The organism is Thermus sp. NMX2.A1, from assembly GCF_000511705.1.
GTDB lineage: Bacteria > Deinococcota > Deinococci > Deinococcales > Thermaceae > Thermus > Thermus scotoductus.
Map to the genome: position 1 here is coordinate 26,043 of NZ_ATNI01000032.1, position 20,046 is coordinate 46,088.

The 20,046-nt window shown below is 65.2% G+C and carries 19 protein-coding genes and 2 pseudogenes; 6 read left to right on the top strand and 15 right to left on the bottom strand.

Annotated features, from left to right (window positions below; translation table 11 throughout):
• The first annotated feature begins 30 nt into the window (after positions 1–30).
• Positions 31–966, top strand: coding sequence for a diguanylate cyclase (locus TNMX_RS02280; RefSeq protein ID WP_038029062.1), 936 nt, complete (start codon positions 31–33; stop codon positions 964–966).
• Here TNMX_RS02280 and TNMX_RS02285 read toward each other — a convergent pair.
• The 9 genes from TNMX_RS02285 to TNMX_RS02325 form a co-directional block, all read right to left on the bottom strand.
• Positions 963–2,042 (bottom strand): prephenate dehydrogenase, encoded by a 1,080-nt coding sequence (locus TNMX_RS02285; protein ID WP_038029064.1) that lies wholly within the window; start codon positions 2,040–2,042, stop codon positions 963–965. The two genes, TNMX_RS02280 and TNMX_RS02285, sit on opposite strands and share 4 nt — an antisense overlap.
• Positions 2,039–3,073 carry a 3-deoxy-7-phosphoheptulonate synthase gene (aroF, locus tag TNMX_RS02290; RefSeq protein ID WP_038029066.1) on the bottom strand — a complete coding sequence of 345 codons (1,035 nt, stop codon included), beginning with the start codon at positions 3,071–3,073 and terminating at the stop codon, positions 2,039–2,041. Before aroF ends, TNMX_RS02285 begins: the two co-directional genes overlap by 4 nt.
• A 214-nt stretch (positions 3,074–3,287) precedes the next feature.
• On the bottom strand, positions 3,288–4,046 hold the full coding sequence (locus tag TNMX_RS02295) for a VOC family protein (protein WP_038029068.1): 759 nt from the start codon (positions 4,044–4,046) through the stop codon (positions 3,288–3,290).
• Positions 4,046–4,582, bottom strand: a complete 537-nt coding sequence (locus tag TNMX_RS02300; protein WP_038029070.1) for a YceI family protein — start codon at positions 4,580–4,582, stop codon at positions 4,046–4,048. The genes TNMX_RS02295 and TNMX_RS02300 overlap by 1 nt, the downstream gene beginning before the upstream one ends.
• 66 nt (positions 4,583–4,648) lie before the next feature.
• Entirely contained in the window at positions 4,649–5,461 is an 813-nt protein-coding gene (locus TNMX_RS02305; protein ID WP_019549978.1) for a menaquinone biosynthetic enzyme MqnA/MqnD family protein, read from the bottom strand.
• Positions 5,461–6,579, bottom strand: a complete 1,119-nt coding sequence (gene mqnE, locus TNMX_RS02310) for an aminofutalosine synthase MqnE (protein WP_038029073.1) — start codon at positions 6,577–6,579, stop codon at positions 5,461–5,463. The genes TNMX_RS02305 and mqnE overlap by 1 nt, the downstream gene beginning before the upstream one ends.
• Before the next feature lie 34 nt (positions 6,580–6,613).
• A complete protein-coding gene (locus TNMX_RS02315) occupies positions 6,614–7,030 on the bottom strand; it encodes a hypothetical protein (protein ID WP_253269356.1) in 417 nt (138 codons plus the stop codon).
• A gap of 4 nt (positions 7,031–7,034) precedes the next feature.
• A complete protein-coding gene (locus TNMX_RS02320; protein WP_038029075.1) occupies positions 7,035–7,478 on the bottom strand; it encodes a YqhA family protein in 444 nt (147 codons plus the stop codon).
• Between the two features lie 9 nt (positions 7,479–7,487).
• On the bottom strand, positions 7,488–8,522 hold the full coding sequence (locus tag TNMX_RS02325) for a substrate-binding domain-containing protein (protein WP_038029076.1): 1,035 nt from the start codon (positions 8,520–8,522) through the stop codon (positions 7,488–7,490).
• 90 nt (positions 8,523–8,612) lie between these two features.
• Here TNMX_RS02325 and TNMX_RS02330 point away from each other — a divergent pair, with 90 nt between their 5' ends.
• The 5 genes and pseudogenes from TNMX_RS02330 (at position 8,613) to purD (ending at position 12,989) form a co-directional block, all read left to right on the top strand.
• Positions 8,613–9,146 carry a glycerol-3-phosphate acyltransferase gene (locus TNMX_RS02330; RefSeq protein ID WP_038029078.1) on the top strand — a complete coding sequence of 178 codons (534 nt, stop codon included), beginning with the start codon at positions 8,613–8,615 and terminating at the stop codon, positions 9,144–9,146.
• Positions 9,147–9,155: 9 nt separating this feature from the next.
• Positions 9,156–9,950 carry a fumarylacetoacetate hydrolase family protein gene (locus tag TNMX_RS02335; RefSeq protein ID WP_038029080.1) on the top strand — a complete coding sequence of 265 codons (795 nt, stop codon included), beginning with the start codon at positions 9,156–9,158 and terminating at the stop codon, positions 9,948–9,950.
• Positions 9,944–10,840 carry an MBL fold metallo-hydrolase gene (locus tag TNMX_RS02340; protein WP_038029083.1) on the top strand — a complete coding sequence of 299 codons (897 nt, stop codon included), beginning with the start codon at positions 9,944–9,946 and terminating at the stop codon, positions 10,838–10,840. The genes TNMX_RS02335 and TNMX_RS02340 overlap by 7 nt, the downstream gene beginning before the upstream one ends.
• A 4-nt stretch (positions 10,841–10,844) precedes the next feature.
• Positions 10,845–11,745, top strand: a pseudogene (gene purN / locus TNMX_RS02345) (phosphoribosylglycinamide formyltransferase).
• Positions 11,742–12,989, top strand: a complete 1,248-nt coding sequence (purD, locus tag TNMX_RS02350; protein ID WP_038029085.1) for a phosphoribosylamine--glycine ligase — start codon at positions 11,742–11,744, stop codon at positions 12,987–12,989. Before purN ends, purD begins: the two are co-directional and overlap by 4 nt.
• A gap of 12 nt (positions 12,990–13,001) precedes the next feature.
• Here the strand turns inward: purD and TNMX_RS02355 are convergent, their stop codons facing one another.
• The 6 genes and pseudogenes from TNMX_RS02355 to TNMX_RS02375 form a co-directional block, all read right to left on the bottom strand.
• The gene (locus TNMX_RS02355; RefSeq protein ID WP_015716642.1) at positions 13,002–14,915 is read right to left on the bottom strand and encodes an exonuclease domain-containing protein; all 1,914 of its coding nucleotides are present in this window, start codon (positions 14,913–14,915) and stop codon (positions 13,002–13,004) included.
• A complete protein-coding gene (locus TNMX_RS02360; RefSeq protein ID WP_015716643.1) occupies positions 14,912–15,271 on the bottom strand; it encodes a response regulator transcription factor in 360 nt (119 codons plus the stop codon). Before TNMX_RS02360 ends, TNMX_RS02355 begins: the two co-directional genes overlap by 4 nt.
• Positions 15,246–17,754: pseudogene (locus TNMX_RS02365) on the bottom strand (ATP-binding protein). Before TNMX_RS02365 ends, TNMX_RS02360 begins: the two are co-directional and overlap by 26 nt.
• On the bottom strand, positions 17,751–17,927 hold the full coding sequence (locus TNMX_RS12975; RefSeq protein WP_019549990.1) for a hypothetical protein: 177 nt from the start codon (positions 17,925–17,927) through the stop codon (positions 17,751–17,753). The pseudogene TNMX_RS02365 and the gene TNMX_RS12975 overlap by 4 nt, the downstream one beginning before the upstream one ends.
• The gene (locus tag TNMX_RS02370) at positions 17,924–19,672 is read right to left on the bottom strand and encodes a DUF294 nucleotidyltransferase-like domain-containing protein (RefSeq protein ID WP_038029087.1); all 1,749 of its coding nucleotides are present in this window, start codon (positions 19,670–19,672) and stop codon (positions 17,924–17,926) included. The genes TNMX_RS12975 and TNMX_RS02370 overlap by 4 nt, the downstream gene beginning before the upstream one ends.
• Positions 19,632–19,997 (bottom strand): hypothetical protein, encoded by a 366-nt coding sequence (locus TNMX_RS02375; RefSeq protein ID WP_038029089.1) that lies wholly within the window; start codon positions 19,995–19,997, stop codon positions 19,632–19,634. The genes TNMX_RS02370 and TNMX_RS02375 overlap by 41 nt, the downstream gene beginning before the upstream one ends.
• Positions 19,998–20,046: the final 49 nt, after the last annotated feature.

Consider the following 20,046-nt stretch of genomic DNA (forward strand, 5'->3'; position numbering starts at 1 on the left):
TTTTAACGGGAACCGGTCTACCATGGAAGCATGGATGGCCGGGGCCGGGTCTTTTACTTTGCCAGCTGGGCCGGGATGGCCCTTGGCCTTTTGCTCCAGGCGCAGAGATTCCCGCCCCAGGGCCTGGAAGTTTTGCTCTACGCTTTTTTCGTTCTCTGGGCCCTTTGGGCTCTAAGCCGGGGTCCTAAGGTGGCGCCCCGCCTTCTTCTCCATCCCCTTGGAGCCTATTTGCTTTTTGAGATGTGGCGGGTGGGGGAGAACTGGCCCTTGGCGGGATTCTTCACCCCGGCCCTTTACCTGCTGGCTGGGTTCGCCTATCCCCCCTGGTCCTTGGGGCACCTTTTGGGAGCCTTCTGGGGTGGGGTTTTGTTTCTTGCCCCCCTGGTTTTGGGGCGCAACCTGGATTTCTGGCCCCATTTTGCCGTGAGCCAGGTTATTCTCTTAAGCCTTACCTTTTTACTGGCCCGCTTCCGCGAGGCCCACGGCCAGATGCGCTTCTGGAAGGAACAGGCCCTCACCGATCCCCTCACCGGTCTCCCCAACAGGAGGGCCTTGGAGATGGCCATGGAAAGGGAAGCCGCCCGGGTGGAACGGGGGGAGAGGCCCTTTAGCCTGGTGCTTATGGACCTGGACGACTTTAAACGGGTGAACGACACCCACGGCCACCAGGTGGGGGACCGGATCCTTAAGGAGGTGGCCCAGTACCTGGTGGCCCACGTGCGCCAGGGGGACCTGGTGGGGCGCTGGGGTGGGGAGGAGTTTGCCGTTATCCTTCCCCGGACCGCGGAAGAGGAGGCGGTGCGGGTGGCGGAAAGGCTCAGGGTTGGGCTTCAGCGCCTGGGGACCACGGGGAGTTTTGGGGTGGCCCTGTACCAGGGAGATCTACAGGATCTCTTCCAAAGGGCGGACAAGGCCCTTTACCGGGCCAAGGAGGAGGGGAAGGACCGGGTGGAGCGGGATCCTTAAGAAACCCGATACCCTGCCCGGGAAAGGACTTCCCGGGCTTTTTCCCGCTCCTCGCGGCTGGCGAAGCCTAAGCGGATGGCCCCGGCTTCTTCCCGGATGGTGAGGACCTCGATGTCTTTGATGTTCACCCCGGCCTCCCCCAAGGCGGTGGCGATGCGGGCGATCTCCCCGGGGCGGTCAGGGACCTGGACCACCAGGTCGTGCATCTCGGGGAGCAGGCTTCGGCGCACGATGGGAAGGCTGTCCCGGGTGCGCTTGGCCTCCTCCGCTGCCCGGAGAAGGGCTTCGGGCTGGTCCAGAAGCTCCTCCAACTCTCCAAGCACCCCTCTGAGCTCATAGATGGCCTCTTTGAGGGCTTCCCTGTTCTCCACCACCATGTCCCGGCTCATCCGGGGAGACCCTGAGGCCACCCGGGTGAGGTCGCGGAAACCCCCGGCCGCCAAGAACATCAGGAGGTCCCGGTGGGGGCTATGGGCCACCAGGCGGTTTAGGGCCACGGCCAAAAGATAGGGCAGGTGGGAGATGCGGGCCACCAAGCGGTCGTGAAGCTCCGGGGGGATTTCCAAGGGGTAGGCTCCCAAGGCCTCCACCAGCTTCTTAATCCCTTCGCGCGCCTTAGGGCTGGTCCGTGGCGTAGGGGTTAAAACCCAGATGGCGTTGTGCAGGAGGCCCGCGTGGGCGTTTTCCACCCCGGCCCGCTCGCTTCCCGCCATGGGGTGGCTTCCCAGGAAGTGGGGCAGGATGTCCTCGAGGTCCCCCACCACCCGGGCCTTCACGCTGCCCACATCGGTCCAGAGGCTATCGGGGTGGGCTAAGGGAGCCAGCCTCCTGCCCAGGTCCACCAGGGCTCCCACAGGGGCCGCCAGGATGCCCAGCTCCAGCTCCCCCACCCAAGGGCCAAGCTGGGGGTGCACCCGGTCGGCTACCCCCAGGAAGAGGGCCTTCTCCAAGGCTTCGGGGTCCTGGTCGTAGGCGTGGATCTCCTCGGCCAGGAAGCGCTCCTTTAGGCCCAGGGCCACGCTTCCCCCGAGGAGCCCCACCCCGAAGATGCCCACCTTGCCAAAAAGCGGTTTCATCCCAAGACGGGTGCGGAGAGGGTCTTGTCCAGGGCTTCCAAAAGCCGCTTAGCCTTTTGCATCAGCTCGGCGAACTCGTGCTCGTGGAGCTGCTGGGCTGCGTCGGAAAGGGCTTTTTCCGGCTCGGGGTGGGTTTCCACGATGAGGCCATCCGCCCCTGCCGCAAGCCCCGCCAGGGCCAAGGGGATGACCCACTCCCGCTTGCCTGCGGGGTGGGAGGGATCCACCCATACGGGGAGGTGGGTGAAGCTTTTGAGCACGGGCACCGCCGAGACATCCAGGGTGAAGCGGGTGGTCTTCTCAAAGGTGCGGATCCCCCGTTCCACCAGGATCACCTGCATGTTCCCGCGGGAGAGAATGTATTCGGCGCTCATTAAGAACTCTTCCAGGGTCATGCTCATACCCCGCTTGAGGAGCACGGGCTTTTTCACCTCCCCCACCGCCTGGAGGAGGGCGAAGTTCTGGGCGTTGCGGGCCCCGATCTGCAGGGCGTCGGCATACTCCGCCACCAGTTCCACCTGCTCCGGGGAGAGGACCTCGGTGACCACGGGAAGCCCCGTCTCCCGCCGGGCCTCCGCCAGGATCTTGAGCCCTTCCAGGCCCAGCCCTTGGAAGGCGTAGGGGCTGGTCCTGGGCTTGAAGGCCCCGCCCCTCAGCATCCCCGCCCCGTGGGCCTTCACGTAGCGGGCGGCTTTAAGGGTCTGCTCCCGGGACTCCACCCCGCAGGGCCCGGCGGCGATCAGCACATGGCCTCCGCCCGTTTTGCCCGTGGGGAACTCCAAGACCGTGGGGAAGGGCTGGACCTCGAGGCTCGCCAGCTTGTAGGGCTTGGAGATGGGGATCACCTCCGCCACCCCGGGAAGGGCACGGAAGTGCTCCATGAGCTCCGGGGTGGGTCCCCGGCCGATGGCCCCCACCAGGGTGGTCTCCACCCCCCGGGAGACGTGGGGCCGGTAGCCCACCTTCTCAATTTCCCGCACCACCTCTTCCAACTCCGCTTCCGTGTGTCCCCGCTTCATCACGATGAGCATCCTTCCCTCCTAAAAGCCTTGGGCGCCCCCTTTTCGGGGGCGCCCTTCTTGCGGAAAAACCTATGCGGACCGCAGGGCGCCCCCGGCGGGATAATAAAAGCCGAAGTAGCGCCCTAGGGTCCGCATATTGCCTCCAAGCATAGGGGAGGGGGGAAGACCTGTCAAGAGGGGCAGAGCGGGGACCGAAAGGCCCTTGCCCCGCGGGTTATTCCCTTTAGAAGCTGGCCGTAAGGCGCATTTGTGCTCCCGTGGGGTCTTGCAGCTCCATCGTCCGGCCCCAGGGGTCCAGGAGCGTGTAGCCGAGGAGTCCCGTGGACTCTGGCGGAGCCCTTCGCTTTCCTGCCCAGACGTTGGCCCCCACGTGGTGGTGGTAGCCATCCCAGGCGAAAAAGAGGGCCCCGGGGTAGGTGCGCAGGGTGACCTCCATGCCCAGGTGGTTGGCAAAAAGGGCCTCGGCCTCCTTGAGGTCTTCCACATGTAGGTGCAGATGGCCGAGGAGGGTTTCGGGTGGAAGGGAGCTGGGTTTTGGGGCTTGGGAAAGGAGCCCTTCCAGGTTCAAGGGGGCGGTGAACATAAGGGGTTCGGAGGGCCAGGCCCCTTGGGGCCGGTCCCAGTAGAGCTCGAGGCCATTCCCCTCAGGATCGCGAAAGTAAAGGGCCTCGGAAACCCCGTGATCCGCTGCTCCCTCGAAGTAGGCCCCAGCTTGGAGGAGCCTTTGGGTGACCCCGGCCAAGGCCCTGCGGTCGGGGAGGAGGAGGGCGAAGTGGTAAAGGCCCACCGAGGGATAGGGCCTCAGGGGAGCTTCAGGAGCATGGACCAGCTCCAGGTGAAACCCCTGGCCTCTCGGGTAAAGGCGGTAGCGGGGTGGGTCGGCCTCCAGCCTCAGGCCCAGGAGGCCCTGGTAGAAGGAGAGGGCCGCCTCGAGGTCCCTCACCCTTAGGGTGAGGGCCAAAAGCCGCGGGGGAAAGGCCATTACCCGGCCACCGCCTCCTGCGCCTTGACCGCTTCGGTGTCCACGCTGAAGCGCACTTCCTCGCCCACCAGTACCCCGCCCATCTCCAGGGGCACATTCCAGGTGAGGCCGAAGTCCTTGCGGTTCAGCCGGCCTTCAAAGTGGGCGGCGATGCGCTCGTTGCCCCAGGGGTCCTTGGCAGGGCCATAGGTCTCCACCTCGAAGGAGAGGGGCCGGGTGACCCCGCGGATGGTTACCTCCCCCTCCACCCTGTACCGCCCCTCGCCCAAGGGGGTAATCCTCTCGCTTCGGAAGACGATCTCGGGGTAGCGCTCCACATCCAGGAAGTCCGGGGAGCGGAGATGGTTGTCCCGGTCGGGCACCCCGGTGTGGATGCTTTTCGCATCCAGCCGGGCCTCCACCTTAAGGGGCTTCCCGGTTTCGTCCGTCTCCACGTAACCCTCTTTGAGGTTTAAGGTGCCCTTGACCGTGGCGATCATCATATGCCGCACGGCGAACTCGATGCTGGTGTGGGCTGGGTCTAGGTTCCAACGCATGTTTTGACCTCCTTGGGTCCAAGGACCCAGTACTAGGCTACTCAGGGTGCTATATAAAGTCAAGCACTATGCGGGATAGTATGTAGGGGCAAAGGGAAGGCCCAAAGCGTCGGCGAAAGCCTTTAGCCCCAGGCGGTCGGGCTCCTCCAGGTGGTAGCGGAAGTTCCAAAGGTAGTGCTCCATGAGCACAGGGTGGATTCCAAGCCGCTTGGCCTCGGCTTCCGCTACTTCTCCCAGCCGGCTAAGCCCCTGGCGCCGGGCCTTTCTCAGGGCTTGCACCAACTTTAAGGGGGGAGGGTTTTCCCTGCGGTAGGCCCAGACGGCGAAGACGAAGGGCAGCCGGGTGCGTTCAAACCAGAGCATGGAGAGGTCCACCACCTCTACCTCCCCAAAGCGGGTGGGAAGGGCATGGGGGGTCTCAGGGAGATGGTCTAGGAGGCTGGCGTAGGCCTGGATGGCTTTGTCGCCGATGAGGAGGACCCCGTCGTACTCCTTAAGGAGCTCCAGTCCCCCTTCCTTGGCCTCGTACTGGGGAAAAACCCCCTGTTCCCCAAGGAGGAGCTTTAGGAGCTCCACGCTGGTGGCGCTTTCCGTGGTGAGGGCAATGCGCTTCAGGTCCGCGGGCTTCCCCTTAAGAAACAAGTTAACCGAGTACACCCGTCCCAGGACGGCCACGGAAAAGTCGGGGAGAAGCCCTAGCTCCTCCTGGTGCTCCAGGTAAAAGTAGCTGGAAACCAGGGAAAGCCCCACCTCTCCCGAGAGCACCATCCGGTTGAGCTCTGCGGGAACCCCATAGCAAAGCCGCCAGCCATCGGGCTCCAGAAACTGGTAGAGGGGGGCGGTGTTGGCGTAGGGGGGAACCCCCAGGGCGTAGGCCATCAGGCCTCCACGGCGTCCCAGATCCGGATCTCCCGGTAAAGGGCATCCCGCTCCACGGGGATGCGGCCCGCCTTGCGGATGATGCCCGCAAGCTCCTTCTTGGATAGCCCCTTGGGGGTGGGGCTTCCCGCCATGTGCACGATGCGCTCTTCAATCAAGGTGCCGTCGATATCCGTCACCCCCCAGTCCAGGGAAACCTGGGCCAGCTCCGGGGTCAGGGTGGCCCAGTAGCCCTTGATGTGGGGGATGTTGTCCAGGTAGAGCCGGGCCACCGCCAGGTTGCGGAGGTCGTCTAGGCCGGTGGTGAACTCCCGTTTCCCTAGCCTTTGGGCCAGATGGTTCCCGTCGGGTTGGAAGGCCAAGGGGATGAAGCTCATGAACCCCCCCGTTTCGTCCTGGAGCTGCCGCAGGCGGTCCATGTGGTCCAGGCGCTCCTCGAGGGTTTCTATGTGCCCGTAGAGCATGGTGGCGTTGGTGGGGATGCCGAGTTCGTGGGCGGTCCGGTGGATCAAAAGCCAACCCTCGGCGGAAACCTTGGCCCGGGCGATCTCCTTGCGCACCCTTTCGGCGAAGATCTCCGCCCCGCCCCCCGGCATGGCGTCCAGCCCCGCTTCCTTAAGGGCCTGGAGCACCTCCTTGTAGGGGAGGCGGGCGATCTTGGAGAAGTGGTGGATCTCCGCTGCCGTCCAGGCCTTCACCTGGACCCCGGGGAAGCTCGCTTTTAGGGCCCGCACCAGGTCCAGGTAGTAGGAAAAGGGCCTTTTGGGGTGGTGGCCCGCCGTCATGTGGATCTCCGTGAGGCCGGGCTGGTACCGCTCCCTCACCCAGGCCACCACCTCCTCCACATCCCAATCCCAGGCCCCCTCCTCCCCGAACTTTCTCTGGAAGGCGCAGAAGGTGCAGCCCACGTAGCAGATGTTGGTCTGGGAAACGCGGATGGAGTGGACAAAGTAGGTCTTGTGCCCGTGCTTGCGTTCCCGCACCCGGTTGGCCAGGCGCATGAGGCCTGGCAGGTCCCGGGTTTGGTAGAGAATGAGCCCTTCCGCAAAGGTGAGGCGTTCGCCCGCCTCCACCTTCTCGGCGATGGGCCAGAGCTTGGGGTCCCGGATGCCCTTCACGAGGAGGAGTCTACCCCTTCCCGGAACCTTTGGACTAGGGCCATGACTTCCCTTCGCCTCCCCCCCACGCTTTTCCCCGGCAAAAGGCCTCGCAGGTAGCGATCGGTGAGGAGGAGAGGTCGGCGGGGGACTCCCAGCTTCCCCCCCGCCAGAGGAAGTCCTCCCGGGAAAGCCCCCGCTCCTGGCGCACGGCCACCTCCTGCCAGGGGCGCACCCAGTACCCCTGGGAAAGCTCGGAGAAGAGGTCTTGCAAGGCAGGTAGCAGGTAGCCTGCCTTTTCCTCGGGACCCTGGATGGGGTAAAGGGTTTCCAGCACGTGAAAGGGGCTTGGGGGGGCTAAGGCCTTGCCCCTTAGGGCCAGGTGAAGCTTGCCAAAAACCTCGTGCCCCCGCTGGCCCAAAAGGTGCTTGGCCATGCGGCTCGCGTAGTTTTGGTCCAGGTAGACCAGCAAGCTCTTAATCTTTGGCCTTGGCTAGCCACAGACCAGCGGCCAGAAGGGCCACCCCGCCGGCGAAGAGGAGGAAGTCCAAGGAGGTCTGGGGCTTGAAGGCCGAGGCCCTTTCAAAGAACTTCACCACCAGGATCATGACGATCACCTGGCCCAGCTTGCCCTTGAGGTCCGCCAGGCTTTCCACCGTGAGGGCGTTTTCCAAGGGAAGCTCCAGCTTGCGGATGAAAAGCTCAAAAAGGCCCAGGCTGAAGATGAGGAAAACGGCGCTTAAAAGGGCCAGGTCCACGGCGCCCACCAGGACGGGAAGGGCTTCGTCCAAGGGTTTTTGCACCGCAAGGAGGGTTTCCTCGAGGGCATGCCAGGCGAAGTAGAGGGCCCCGAGGAGCATCCCCACCACGGGGAGAAGCATGAGCCAGCGCAAAGGGTAAACCAGGGCTTCCGGGCGCATGGGGAGATTCTAAGGCAGGTAGGGAACTGCAGGAGAGGTGCGGGTGGAGGCCCGTTCGATCAGGAGGGGTTCAAAGCGCACGGCCCGGGGAGGGCCCGCATAGCCCTGCATCCTCTCCAGGAGAAGTTGCGCCGCCCGGGCGCCCATGGCCTCCACCGGCTGGGCGATGGTGGAAAGCCCCACCTCCTCGGTGAAGGGATGCCCGTCAAAGCCCAGGACCCTTACCTCCTTGCCCAAGGTGAGCCCCAGCCTTTCCGCTTCCTCTAAGATCCCCAGGGCTACCTGGTCGGCACCGGCGAAGACGTTGAGGGGGGGCGAGGCCCTTTCCAGGAAGTGCCGGAGGGCCAACCTCCCCCCTTCCTGGGAAAGCCGGGTGGTGTAGAGGTGGCCTTCGGGGAAGGGACGCCCCGCCTCCTTTAAGGCCTCCTGGAATCCAGCCAGGCGTTCGGCGAAGACCGTGTGGTGGAAGGCCCGGTCGGGTTCCTCCTCCACCTTCACGGCGAAGATGGGGCCGGGGAAGCGCGCCAGGTACTCCCCGGCCAGGTGACCCCCCAGGAAGTTGTCCAGGTAAACGGAGTCGTACCGGGGGTTCTTGGCGTCCACCAATACCACGGGGCAGTCGGTGGGAAGACGGTTTCCTTCGAAGTGCTCGCTGAGGTCATAGGAGGCGAGGATGAGGCCGTCGGTGAGGAAGGCCAGAGTGGAGCTTTCCAAATACCGCCTGAGCCGGGCCTGGGAGAGAATGGGGAAGAGGGCCAGGTCGTAGCGCTTTTCCAGGAGGACGCCTTCGATCCCCTCCACCAGCCTTCGGTAAAACTCCGTGGCCACGAAGGGAAGGAGGACGGAGACCGTGTAGCTTCTTCCTCCCGCGATGCGCCGGGCATGGGGGTTCGGGGTGTAGCCCAGTTCCTCCATGGCCTTCAGCACCCGGGCCCGGGTTTCCGGGCGCACCGCGGGGTGGTTGTTGAGGACCCGGCTCACCGTGCCCAGGCCCACCCCGGCCCGGGCGGCCACCTCGAGGATGGTGGGTTTCTTCTTGCTCATAGTCTGGTTCCCTGTTCCTGGTGGAAGCGCTTCATGGAAACTTCCATAACCAGCATAGGGCAAGGAAAAGGTTTTTGCAAGAATGGGGGCATGGCTTACGTGCTTCTGGCGTACCTCCTGGGTTCCCTGGTGGGGGGGCTCCTCTTCTTCCCCGAGGTGCGGGCCAAAGATCTTCCGGGGGGCTCGGGGGTTTTCCGCCGCAAGGGTCCTTGGGCTGCCCTCTGGGTGGTGCTGTGGGACCTGGGCAAGGGAGCCTTGGCCCTTCTCCTCGTCCCTTCAGAGTGGCGGGTGTGGGCCGCGGCGGCGGTGGTGGCGGGGCACAACTGGCCCCTGTTCTTCCGCTTCCGGGGCGGGGGTGGGATTGCTCCCTCCCTGGGCTACTTCCTGGCCTGGCTTCCCAGGGAAACCCTGGGGGCGGCGCTTTTGGGCCTGGGGGTGGCGGGGGTCTACCACCTCCTTTACTGGAGGAAGCAGCGTAAGGGTATTTATCCCATACCCTTCGGGGCCATCTTCGGCTACCTGGCGCTTTTGCTCCTGGCCCCCGCCGAGGGGCGGCTTGCGGCCTTGCTGGTGGCCCTGGTGGTGGCCCTGAGGGGTCTGCAAATCCTCTCGGGAAGATGGTAGCTTTAGGGCATGAAGATTCTCCGGTTTAACGGGGGGCGTTGGGGAATACTGGAAGGCGAGCTTGTCCTGGAGACCGATGGCCCTGGGGGCAACCCCACGGGGAAGCGTTACGACCTGGCTGCGGTCCGCCTTCTGGTCCCGGCCACGCCCAGCAAGATTGTGTGCGTGGGGAGAAACTACCGGGAGCACATCCGGGAGATGGGGCACGATTTCGGCCAGGACCTGCCCAAGGAGCCGGGCCTGTTCCTGAAGGCCCCCAACACCCTAGCCCACCCCGGCAACCCGCGGGATCCCTGGAACACGGGGGATGCGGTGCCCTACCCCTTCTTCACCCAGGAGCTCCATTACGAAGGGGAGCTGGCCGTGGTGATCGGGGACCGCATGCGAAACGTGCCTCCTGAGAAGGCCCTAGACCACGTCCTGGGTTATACCATTGCCGTGGACATCACCGCCCGGGATGCCCAGAAACAGGACCTCCAGTGGGTGCGGGCCAAGAGCGCCGACAAGTTTCTGCCCCTAGGCCCCTGGATTGAAACCGATCTGGACCCGCAGAACACCTGGGTGCGCACCTACGTGAACGACCAGCTTCGCCAGGAGGGGCACACCTCCGCCATGATCTTCAGCGTGGCCGAGATCCTCTCCTACATCTCCAGCTTCATGACCCTGGAGCCCTTGGATGTGGTCCTCACCGGCACCCCGGAGGGCGTGGGGGCCTTAGAGCCGGGGGACAGGCTGGAGGTGGCCATTGAGGGCATCGGCACCCTGCACACCCGGATCGGCCCTAAGGAGGAGCGCCCATGGTGAAGGTCTTGGACCTCCAGTTTCAGGGGGTGGAGAAGGTCATCGCCAGCTTCCTCCTCCAGTCCCGGGAGGGGCCGGTTCTGATCGAAACGGGGCCGGAGAGTACCTATGCCCGACTCGAGGCGGCCTTGAAGCAGGAGGGAGTGCACCCAAAGGAGGTCCGCCATGTCTTCGTGACCCACATCCACCTGGACCACGCCGGGGCTGCCTGGCGGTTTGCGGAGCTTGGGGCCACGGTGTACGTGCATCCCCGAGGGGCCCCGCACCTGGTGGATCCATCGAGGCTTCTGGCCTCCGCCGAGCGCATCTACGGGGCGATGCTGAAACCCCTCTGGGGGGAGCTTAAGGGGATCCCCCAGGAGCGGGTGCGGGTCCTGGAGGACGGGGAGGTGGTGGACCTCGGGGGGCTTAGGGTCCAAGCCCTGGAAACCCTGGGCCACGCCTCCCACCACCATGCTTACCTGGTGGATGGCCTGCTCTTCGCCGGGGACATCGCCGGGGTAAGGATTGGCCAGGGCCCGGTCCTGCCGCCCACCCCACCCCCGGACATCCACCTGGAAAGCTGGTACGCTTCCCTGGACCGCATCCTGGCCCTCAGGCCCGAGGTCCTCTACCTCACCCACTTCGGTCCTTACCGGGACGTGGAGGCCCACCTCCTGGCCTTGCGAGGGGTTTTAGAGGAGTGGGCGGGCTGGGTCCTGCACCGGCTTAAGGAGGGGCTTTCCCTGGAGGAGATGACCGAGCGCTTTGAGGCCTACTGGCGGAGGGGGTTGGAGGAGGCGGGGGTGGAGGGGGGTCTTGCCCAGCTCTACGCCCTGGCCGACCCCCCTACCATGAACCTGCAAGGTCTGGTGCGCTACTGGCAGAAGCACCACCCCGAGGCCTTGGGATAGGCCTATGCTGAGCCCGTTTCCCTTGGGCCGTCCCGCGCGGATGGCGGTTATGGCCTCGGGCCGGGGTACCAACCTGGAGGCCCTCCTGGAGGCTTTTTTCCCCCAAAACCCCTCGGGGGGAGGTGGTGCTGGTCCTCTCCGACAACCCGGAGGCCTACGCTTTGAAGCGGGCCTCGAGGCGGGGGGTGGAGGCGGTGGCCATCCCCTGGCGGGGGCGGAAGGCGTTTGAAAGGGAGGCCCTGGACCTGTTGCGGGCCAGGGGTGTGGACCTGGTGCTCCTGGCTGGCTTCATGCGCCTCCTCTCCCCGGGTTTTGTGGAACCCTGGTACGGGCGCCTTTTGAACATCCACCCTTCCCTCCTCCCGGACTACCCGGGGCTACACGTGCACCGGAGGGTCTTGGAGGCGGGGGAAAAGGAAACGGGCTCCACGGTGCACTTCGTGGACCAGGGGATGGACACCGGGCCCATCGTCCTCCAGGGGCGGGTGCCCGTTCTGCCCGGGGATACCCCGGAAACCCTGGAAAGGCGGGTGCTTTTCCTGGAGCACCGCCTTTACCCCAGGGCGGTGCGCCTGGTGCTTTCGGGAATGGCCTTCCCCCCGGGGGAGGGCCTGAAGGCCCTTCTTGGGGAGGCTTGGCCCCGCTTCCAGGGGCTCAGTCCCAGGGAGAAGCCCCTTTATCTCCGGGCCGCGGTCCTGCTTTCCGTCTGGGGCCTGGGGGGCCTGGTGCCGGCCGCCTTTATGGGCCAAGGGGGGGAGTGGGCCCGGGGGGCCTTCCTTACCGCCCACCTCCTGGCGGCGGTGGAGGGGGGCCATCCCGCCCTGCGCCAGGAGCTTTCGGAACTCCCCGAGGAGGTTCGCCTAAAGGCCGAGGAGGTCTTAAGGCGGGTAGAATCTTCCCCATGAAGGTGCTGGTGGTGGGTTCTGGGGGGCGGGAGCATGCCCTCCTTTGGAAGGCGGCGCAAAGCCCCTTGGTGGATAGGCTCTATGCCGCTCCCGGCAATGCCGGGATGGCCCCTTTGGCGGAACTGGTGCCTTGGAATGGGGATGTGGAGGTCTTGGCGGACTGGGCCCTGGGCGAGGGGATAGACCTTACCCTGGTGGGCCCTGAAGCCCCCCTGGTGGAGGGGATTGCCGATGCCTTCCAAAAAAGGGGGCTCCTCATCTTTGGCCCCACCCAGAAGGCGGCCATGATTGAGGGTTCCAAGGCCTTTGCCAAGGGGCTTATGGAGCGGTACGGGATCCCCACGGCCCGCTATAGGGTTTTCCAGGATCCTATCCTGGCCCTGGAGTACCTGGAGGAGGTGGGGGTGCCCATCGTCATCAAGGACTCCGGGCTGGCGGCGGGCAAGGGGGTGACCGTGGCCTTCGACCTGCACACCGCCAAGCAGGCCATCCTCAACCTTCTCTCCGGCCCCGAGGGGGGGGAGGTGGTGGTGGAGGAGTACCTGGAGGGGGATGAGGCCACGGTGCTGGCCCTGACCGATGGCGAAACCGTCCTGCCCCTCCTGCCCTCCCAGGACCACAAGCGCCTGCTGGATGGGGACCAGGGGCCCATGACCGGGGGCATGGGGGCGGTGGCCCCTTATCCCATGGACGCCGCCATCTTCAGGCGGGTGGAGGAGGAGATCCTAAAGCCCTTGATCCAGGGTCTAAGGGCTGAAGGCGTGGTCTACCGGGGGGTGGTCTATGCGGGGCTGATGCTTACCCGGGAAGGCCCCAAGGTGTTGGAGTTCAACGCCCGTTTCGGCGACCCCGAGGCCCAGGCCCTTTTGCCCCTTTTGCAAAGCGATCTGGTGGAGCTGGCTCTGAGGGTGGCGGAGGGGCGGCTTGGGGGAACGGAGCTGGCCTGGCGGGAGGGAGCCTCCGCCTGCGTGGTCCTGGCGGCCCCCGGTTACCCGGAAAGCCCGAGGAAGGGGATTCCCCTCCATGTCCCGGAGCCGCCGGAAGGGGTTCTGGTCTTCCACGCCGGGACCCGGTGGGAGGGGAACAGCCTGGTGAGCGCCGGGGGGCGGGTTCTGAACGTGGTGGGGCTAGGAAAAACCCTGGAGGAGGCCCTTTCCCGGGCCTATGGCTTCATTCCCCAGGTGGGCTTCCCCGGGGCCCAGTACCGGAAGGACATAGGCCACAAGGCCCTCCGCCTGGGCTAGGGGGCTTGGCGGTCAGTACTTGAGCCGGGCCAGGGGCAACCTGGCGCAGGCCCTGAGCACCTCCCCCAGGGTGCGGTAGCCCTTGGCCCTGAGGAGGGGGACCATCCCGGCGAAGACCTCTGCGGTCATGAGGGCATCCCCCAAGGCGGTGTGCCGGCCGATCACGGGCACGCCGAAGCGCTCCGCCAGGGTTTCCAGGCGGTGGTCCTGGAGGTCGGGGAAGAGCAGGTAGGAAAGGAGCAGGGTATCCACCAAAGGGGGCTGGTCGATCCCCACCCGCCTGAGGAAGGCCATGTCAAAGGCCCCGTTGTGGGCCAGGAGCACCGTGTCCTCCAGGAACAGGCGAAACCCAGGGAGCACCTCCTCCAGCTTGGGCTTTTCCTTCAACATCTCCCAGGTGAGGCCGTGGACCTCGGTGGAGGCCTTGGGAATGGGGCGTCCAGGGTTGACCAGGGCCTCGAACACCTCGTGGCGGAGCACGGTTTTCCCCAGGATGTGGACCGCCCCTAGGGCGATGATGGCGTCCTTTTCCGGATCCAGGCCCGTGGTTTCCAGGTCGAAGGCAGTGTACAGGAGGCCTTCCAGGGGAGCCTCCTCCAGTTCCTCGGGGGCGTGGAGCAGGGAGAGGTCGAAGACCTCGGCCCGGGGGGGAGGGCCTGCCTTGGCGGGAAGCCGGGGGGCTTCCCGGGCGGGGAGGAGGAGGTGAAGGCGGGATCCCGTCCACCAGGCGCTCCCGCCGGACCTCTCGACCGCCTCCTTAAGCAGGGGGGGAAGGTCGGGGTGGGCATCCCCTGGGCTCATAGGGGATTTGGGCAGGGTGAGGGTGAGGTGGAGCAGGTTCCCCTCCCGCCTTCCCTCCAGGAAGGCTTCCTCCTCGTCCCTTAAGGCGGCGGCCAGGCCTCGAGCCAAGGCGTAGGTGTCCGCCTGGACCAGGAGGTTCCTGGCTTCCTCTTCCAGGGAGAACCCTGGGGAAACCCCTGTTTCCCGCTCCAGGGCCTGGGCCAGGAGGGCTAAAAGGTCTTCCGCCAATACCTCCGCCGCCTGGGCCGGGGCTTCCCAGGAGGCCACCAGCTGGCCGAGCTCCTCGGCGGTGGCCTTGGCGGTCTTGAGGAGGGGCTCGAGGGGGGTTCCCCTGGCCTCCTGGTCCAAGGCTTCCGCCAGGGCCTTGAGCCCCGCCAGCTTGTCCTTCAGGCGGTGGAGGAGGGCGGCATCCCACCCGCCCTTTTCCCGGGCCTCCTCCAGGAGGACCAAAAACCCTTCCTCCCCCTCCAGGGGCACCACCTGGAGCCAAAGCGGCCCTCTGGGCCCCTGGGTTAAAAACCGCTCCTCCGGCAGTCCCAGGGCGTGGACCATGAGCCCGCGGTCCAGGAGGCCGAAGAGGCTTTTGCCCACCCCCAGGCCCTCCCCCAGAAGCTCCCGGGCTCCTTGGTTGTAGAGGAGGACCTGGCCCTTGGGGTTGGCCAGCACCACCCCGTGGGGAAGGTGGCCGATGAGGGCGGCAAGCTTCTTCCTCTCCTCCTCCAGGAGGGATTTGGCCTCGGCGATGCGCGCCGCCACCTCCTTTTCCAAGGCCTCCTTTTCCTGGGCCAGGCGGTTGATGAGGTCCGCCAGGGCCCTGAGTTCAAAGGGCCCCCGGAGGCGCAGGCGGTGGCCGGGGTTGGCCAGGAGGATCTCCGCCTCCTGGCCCAGGGCCCGGGTGGCGGCCAGATAGCCCAGGAAGACCGGGTAGAGGAGGGCGGCCAGCACCAGGGTGAAGAGGAAGCCCACGAAAAGCAGTATGGGTAGCTTTGCCTGAGCCAGGCGAAGAAGATCCTCTTTAAGGCTCTCCTCGCCTTGAAGGAGGAGGAAAAGGCCCAGGCCCACGGTTCCCCCCACCAGGAGGAGGCCCAGAAGAAGGGCTCCCAAAAAGCGCAAGGTTTCCCTCATCTTCCCCCCGCCAGCTCCTCCACCTGGGAAAGGAGGTCCTGGATGCCAAAGGGCTTGGCCATGAAGGCCTCGGCTCCCAGGGCCAGGGCCTTGGCCCGGTCCGCCTCCCGCCCCCGGGCGGTGAGGACCAGGACCTTGGGCCTTTGGGATAGGGCCTTGGCTCGCTCCAAAACGGCGAAGCCATCCATGCCCGGAAGCATGAGGTCCAGCACCATGAGGTCAAAGGCTCCTCGGGATAGGGCCTCGAGGGCCTCCTCCCCCGTGCGGGCCAGAACCACCTCGTGCCCGGCCTTCTTCAGGAGGAACTCCAAAGGCACCAGGATGCTTTCCTCATCGTCCACCACCAGAATCCTCATGCTCCACCTCCAGGGGAAGGGTGAAGGCGAAGGTGGCTCCCTCCCCCTCCTCCAACCAAATCCGCCCCCCCAGGCTTTCCACCAGCCTCCGCGCCAGGAAAAGGCCCAGGCCCGTGCCTCCGGAGAAGCTCTGGAAGGGTTCGAATACCAGGGCCCTAGCCTGGGGGGGTACTCCGGGACCATCGTCAAAGACCCGGAAGAGGGCCTCGCGGTTGGTGAGGGTAAGCTCCAGGTGTACCCGGCTTCGGGCGTGGCGCAGGGCGTTGTGGAGGAGGTTCAAAAGCACCTGGAGGACCCGGTCCCGGTCCGTGAGGGCTTGGACCCCCGCCAGATGGGACTCCATTGTAATGCCCCTTTCCCGGGCCAGGGGTTCCACCAGGGCCAGGGCTTCCTCGGCCAGGGCCCGAAGGTCCGTGGGGCTGCGGGCAAGGGGCACCCCCGCCTGGAGCCGGGTGTAGGCCAGGATCTCCTCCACCAGGCGGGAGAGCCTGGCGGTTTCCTTGGCCAGAAGGGACACGAAGCGCCCACGCTCCTCCTCGGAAAGGTCGGGATTGGCCTCGAGGATCTCCGCCAAAGCCCGGACCGCGGTGAGGGGGGTTTTGAGCTCGTGGGAAACGGTGGCCAGGATCTCGTCCTTGGCCTGGTCCAGGGCTTTTAGGCGCTCGTAGGCTTCGGAAAGCTCCCTTTTGGCCTCCTCCAAGGCCCGGGCGTAGGCCCGCACCTCCCGCGACTCCCGGGCCGCTTCCTCCAGGAGGGCCTCAAAGGGGGAGGGGGCCTCGGGGGGCCTCCCGGGTGGCGGAAAGGAGGAGAAGCCTGGCGGTGGCGGGTCCTAGGGAAGCGGAGAGCCAAGACTCCGCCAAAGCCACCGCCTGGGGGCCTGTTAGGCCCAGGGCCTCTTCCCGGAACGCCTTTCCCACCTCGGGACCTAAGACCCGTTCCACCAAGGCGGTAAGCTCCGTAAGCTCGCCCGTCCGCCCCACCGGGATGCGCCCTTTACGGGTAAAGAGGGATACCCCCACCGCCAGGGCCAGGTTGACCCCCAGGCTTGCCAGAAAGCCGTGGGTGACCGGGTCCAGCCCCTGGATCCCCAGAAGCCCCTCCGGGTGGAGAAGGGGGTGGGGACCTTCCAAAAAACTGGGGGGAAGCCAACCGGAACGGGCCAGGGCGGGTAAAAAAAGGGTATAGGCCCAAACCAGCATGCCCCCAAGGAGGCCGGCCAGGGCTCCCTGGGGGGTGGCTCCCTTCCAGAAGAGCCCAAGGAGGCCCGCCGGGGCCAGCTGGGCCACGGCCACAAAGGAAATGAGGCCCATGGCCACCAGGGCGTAGGCCTCTCCCGCCAGCCGGAAGTAAAGGTAGGCCAGAAGCATCACCAGCAAAATGGAAATCCGCCGCCCCACCAAGAGGCTTCCCAAAGCCTTCCGGCGCAGAAGCAAGGGGGAAAGGAGGTGGTTGGAGATGAGGATGGAAAGGGCCAGGCTTTCCACGATGACCATAGCGGTGGCGGCGGAAACCCCCCCCAGGAAGGCCAAAAGGGCGAGCGCCGGACTTACGAACTCCAAGGGCAAGGCCAGCACGTAAAGGTCGGGGTTCTCCTGGGGCAGGAGGAGCCTTCCCCAAAGGGCCAGGGGGACCACCGGCAGGTTGATGAGGAGGAGGTAGAGGGGAAAGAGCCAGGCGGCCAGGCGCAGGTGATGGGGGTTGGCGTTTTCCACTACGCTCACGTGAAACTGCCGGGGCAGAAAGAGAAAGGCCAAGCCGGAAAGGAGGACCAGGCTCACCCAGGCCAGATGGCCGGAAAGCCCTTCATGGGGTAGGAGGAGGGGCCGCAATCTGGGGTCCTCCTGGGCTTGAGGGAAGGGGTTTCCCAGTTGCCAAAGCACCACCCCCCCCACGAGGAGGAAGGCGAGGAGCTTGACCCAGGATTCAAAGGCCACCGCCAGCACTAGCCCTGGGTGCTTTTCCGAAGGGTCCAGGTGCCGGGTACCAAAAAGGATGGCAAAAAGGGCCAAGAGCAAGGCGGTGGGGAGGGCCACGTCCACCAGGGGGGCTCTTCCCCCGCTCAAGAAGAGAAAGCCTTGGGCGATGGCCTTGAGCTGAAGGGCCAGGTAGGGCAATAGACCTACCACCAGGAAGCCAGCCACCAAGGAGCCTAAGGGGCCAGGGCCATAGCGCAGGAAAAGGAAGTCGGCCCAGGAGGTGAGGCGGTGGGTGCGGGCCAGTTGCAGCAGCCTTCTGTGCAGAAGGGGCCAGAGGAGGAGGACCAGGGTCGGTCCCAGGTAGATGGAGAGGAAGCCCATGCCCTCGGTAGCCGCTCGGCCCACGCTGCCGAAAAAGGTCCAAGCTGTAGCGTAGACGGCCAGGGAAAAGGCGTAGGCGTGGGCGCTTTGGGCTAGGGTTCTACCCCGGCCCTCTCCCCATAGGGCCACCAGGAACAAGGAGGCCAGGTAGAGGAAAAGGATGAGGAGAACCCAGAGGGTGCTCATGGCTTGCGGTAAAGAAAGTAGGCGAGGAGGATCACCAAGCCCCAGGCCAGGAAGAGGTAAAGGTATAAAAGGGGAAGCCCCCAAGGCCCCTTTTCCCCTAGGGGGAGGAGATCGAAGGGAGGGGTAAAGAGGACCCAAGCTAAAAAGAAGAGGGCCAGCGCTCTTTCCTTCATCGCAACTGGAAGCTTCTTGCGGTACTTTCCTGGAGTTCGGCGATGGCACGGAAGCCCTCGAGGGCCCTCCGCCTCTCCCCGGGGGTTAAGGCGGACCAGAGCACCCGGTTCTCCACCTCCTTCCCCTGGCGCAGGGCGGCAAGCTGGTGTTTTAGGCGCAGGGCGAAGAAGAAGCGGAAGGCCTCCTCGAAGCGCTCCGCTCCCTCTTGGCTTAGGGTGCCTCCTTCCGCCGCTGCCTTGAGCCTTTCCACCGTGCCCTTGGCCAGGCTCCCCGCCATGAGGGCGTAAAGCCGGGCCAGGGCCACGATGGGGGCGAGGGCGTGGCGCTTCAGGTCTATAAAGCCCTCCTCGGTACGCACCCTGCCGAAAAGGCCCAAGGGGGGGCGGAAGGCCAGGCTGGCCTGGGCCAGGTGGTAGCGGAACACACCTTTTTGGCTTCCTTCCAGAACCGCTTCCTCCAAGGGCCTCAGGGAAAGGCTTCCTGCGGCGGAGCGGAAATCGAAAAAGATCTGGGTATCCAGGAGGGCCTGGGGCTCAGGAGCCTCCATCCAATGGCGGAAGGTATCCTGCCAAGCCCTCAGGGTTTTCCGCCAACGGGTGGCCATGTACCCCCCCTTGCACTCGGGGATGCCTGCTCGGATCAACCCTCCCACCACGTGCTCCGCCAGGGTTTGGAAGTAGGCCTCATGCCCTTCCTCTGCTACCGCCAAGGCGTTGTCCTGATCGGTGAGGAGGGCCTGTTCCCGCCTTCCCTCCGAGCCGAAGACCATGAAGGCGTAGACTACCGGGGGAGGGCCGAGGGCAGCTTCCGCCTCCTTCACCAGGCGGCGGATAAGGGCGTCGTTGAGGGAAGCCACCACGCGTCCGATCTCTACGCCCCCTAGTCCCCTATGGAAAAGGCTTTCCACTAGGGAGGCTACTTCAGGGCTATACCGCTCCAGCTCCAGCCTTTCTATGCGCCTAAGAAGGAGCAAGGGGCTTTGTGCCTGGTTTAGGAGTATGTCCGTGTGGGTGACCACGCCCACCACCTTTTCCCCCTCGGTGAGGGGCAGGTGGTGAATACCCCGTTCCACCATGGCGGCCAAGGCCTCGTAAATGGGGGTTTCCACCGGGAGGGTAAAAAGGGGAGCAGTCATCACTTCCGCCACCGGCGTGGTGGGTGGGCGGCCCTCGGCCAACACCCGGTTTCTCAGGTCCCGGTCCGTGAGGATACCCAAGGGGCTTGCCTCCACGAGAAGGCTAGAGATCCCTTCCTCGCGCATCCGCCTGGCTGCTTCCTCCACCGTGGCCGAGGCGGGGATGAGGGCGGGTGGCCTCCGCACCAGGCTGCCTACCGGTGCGAACAAAGAGGGCTCCGGCACCCTCCTGAGCTGTACCCTTTGGACCAGGCCTTGCCCGAAAAAGCGGGCGACCTCCGGATACATCAGTAGCCTTTGGAAGGCCTCTTGCGGAAAGGAGAGGACCTTCACGGGGGTCTTGGCCACCACGCTCAAGGCAGGGGGTTCTCCGGAGAGAAGGGAAGGGAAGCCGAAAAACTCTCCTGCCTCGAGGGTTTCCACCTCCTGCTCCCCATCCAGGAGGGCCACCTGGCCCTCGAGGAGCAGGTACAAGGCCTTGGCTGGCTGCCCGCCTTGTTCCAGAAACGTGGTCCCGGGGGGATGGGTTTCCTCCAAGGCTTTGCGGAGGAGGACCTCCAGCTCGGCCTCAGGAAGGGTGCTTAGGGGGTGTAGGTTCTTGGGATCCATAGGCGGGGGTCAGCCAGGCCATCAAGGGGATGAGGTAGGGCAGGGCTACCTGGGCCTGTAAGAGGATCAGAAGGCCTATCCCAAACATGAAGGCGGGGGGTAGGAGGACGAAGAGCCGTACCACCCGGCCCATCCCCGGGGGAGGGAGGGGCCAAAGCCGGTGGTACAAGATGCCGAGCCCCATTCCAAAAGCGGTTCCTAAGGCGATTTGGAGGAGGGTACCGGGAGTAGGGAAGGGAAAACCCAAGAAGTAGTGGCCACCGAGGTGGAAGCTAAAAAGGACCGCAAGGCTTCCCAGGTAGAACCTCAGGTAAAGAAGGGGCATAAGGATATTTTAGGGGGGCTTTCGCCCCCCTTGTGCTGGGTTTAGTGCC